The following is a 2,159-nucleotide window of genomic DNA, read 5'->3' on the forward strand; positions in this document are numbered from 1 at the left end:
TGAAGCACTTCCACCACCAGTCCCGACAGAGAATTGACCAGAAATATTCTCCTGTTTTGCTTTATAAGTCGCTTTATCTTGCAAACTTTCAATATTCAACTCTTTGGCAGTGACCTGAACTCCTTTACCTTGAACTTGACCACCTATTATGCTGAGAAAGAGATAACTCAGCTCCTATAAAATTCCAATAGTAGCGAATCTAATCCTTAATGCGACAGAAACAGATTCATTGTGTTGGTTCTATTTTTCTAAATTCAGGAGAACTTTTACATTTTTTCAAATATGTCTTTTGTTCATCTGCTGTTAGATACTTAAAGCTATCTGGATGTATTGCGCAATCTTGATGGTAATAATCACTTAAAATTGAACAACCAGATACAATGCCTATTGCTAATACAGCAAAATATTTAACATTTTTCATCATTACCTCCCTTATTAACGTATAGGTAGATGAAGAACTGATTGGCAACCTGGCATTTTTTTATACCAACCATAACAAACTGTAGGGTATTTGTAACTCCCACCTCTAGGGTGAAATTTAAAACCATTATTTAATCTACATTGTTCAGTTATGGTCGTCATTCTCTCCAGTTGCTCTTGATTAGGATTACCAAAAGTTTTTAAATTCGAGGATGAGTAATTCTTAATGCCAAAAACTTTTTCAACACCAATATCTAAACAAGATGCTTTTATCTTATTTTGTTCTTCGTGATTGAGTGTTGGATGTGTCCATTTCAAATTTTCTGCAGGGAAATGATTATTAAACCTCTCACCTGTTAAAAAACAACCACTTAAACTTAATAAAAAAATAAAAGGGGATAAATTAAAAAGCCTGTTCATTAAAGTATTTCTCCTCTGCTTCTTTTGTATTTGGTCTTATAAGCACTGGTGCTGATTTATTAATCGGATTTTTAGCATCGACTTCACCCCATTTTTTAACATAATCTTTATATGACTCAGTTATAGTTTCAGTCTGTTTTCCATTAACATCTAATGCGAATTTTGAAGGAATTTCTGCAAAATAACTACTATGTGAATAACACCAGAAACAGTTTCCTGGTAACCTTGGGTTTCCACCCAATATACCTATAACTGAGCCTACAGGATCTGACTGATGAACTGCTGAGTATGCACTACTGTAATAACCATCCGTTGAAATATATCCATTTTTTAATAATTGATTAGCATAATCTTGAACATTTGTGGCGGTTCCATAGAATCTCGACTGGCGAATAGGAATACCTAATATATTTTGATTGTTGTTCAAGTCTTGTAATGCAACACTTGAAGTTAAACCACCTCTACTATGGCTATTAAAATCTAATTCCAGAGGATTTCTATTTTCAAAATAAGTCTGAGAGTTTAATTTCGCATAATTATATAAATCTTGATTTAATTTTTCGGAATTACTGAGTGGTAAATATCCACCAATGATATCGTTAAATTTGTCATAACCAGCATACATCAATTCAGATACTAATGACGTTGTTATCCACAGACCATCATATCGCCCTGTTGGAGGATTCATTACAACAACAATACCTGCTTGATTAATATCTGTTATATTTTGTTTTGAAGCATTTTTTAGGGCATCTTCTCTATCGTTAAAGATACCCGGATTTGAAATTGTAACTACATTTTTATTAATTTGTAGTTCTAATCTTTCTTCAGCTGTTAAATCGTCTAAAGAAAAAATTTGTCTGCTTTGACATCCTTCATTTGGTGCACTACATGTCTGAAACCACATTTCTTTAGGTGTATTTATTGCTCGTTGTACGCGATCAGCTTGGGTTGTCAAATACATTCCTGTTAATGTTGTTGTATCTCCAAGCCCCCAAACAGCACCTAACCCAATATCAACCCAGCGAGTAATCTCATTTAACTTATTGGCTTCTAGATCAAGCTGTTTTGATGCATCAGTATCATAACCACCATTTTCTTTTCTAATTGCTGTAGCTTCTGCTTTTTTTTGATCAACTACTGCATATAACTGTTGTTTCACTTCTTGACGGTTTTCATCAAAATGCTTCGTAACATCAACCTGTAAATTGATTTCACTCTGAACTTTATCTTTATCAAAGTTGTTTTTCAGTGCACCACTGTTTTCTTTTGCATTTTCAGTCGTAATGTTCGAATAAATCGAATCTTTCACTTGTTCA

At 33.4% G+C, this 2,159-nt stretch carries 2 protein-coding genes and 2 pseudogenes; all 4 read right to left on the reverse strand.

The window, feature by feature from the left end; all coding sequences use genetic code 11:
• A pseudogene (locus tag SKM54_RS12335) lies at positions 1 to 153 on the reverse strand (hemagglutinin repeat-containing protein); the annotation flags it as partial.
• 73 nt (positions 154 to 226) lie between these two features.
• Complete coding sequence (locus SKM54_RS12340) at positions 227 to 421, reverse strand: hypothetical protein (protein WP_321090051.1); 195 nt, start codon at positions 419 to 421, stop codon at positions 227 to 229.
• A gap of 14 nt (positions 422 to 435) precedes the next feature.
• Complete coding sequence (locus tag SKM54_RS12345; RefSeq protein ID WP_321090052.1) at positions 436 to 840, reverse strand: hypothetical protein; 405 nt, start codon at positions 838 to 840, stop codon at positions 436 to 438.
• Positions 824 to 2,159: pseudogene (locus tag SKM54_RS12350) on the reverse strand (hypothetical protein); the annotation flags it as partial. The gene SKM54_RS12345 and the pseudogene SKM54_RS12350, both read right to left, overlap by 17 nt.

The sequence above is a fragment of the Acinetobacter faecalis genome (assembly GCF_034187745.1).
GTDB classification, from domain to species: domain Bacteria; phylum Pseudomonadota; class Gammaproteobacteria; order Pseudomonadales; family Moraxellaceae; genus Acinetobacter; species Acinetobacter faecalis.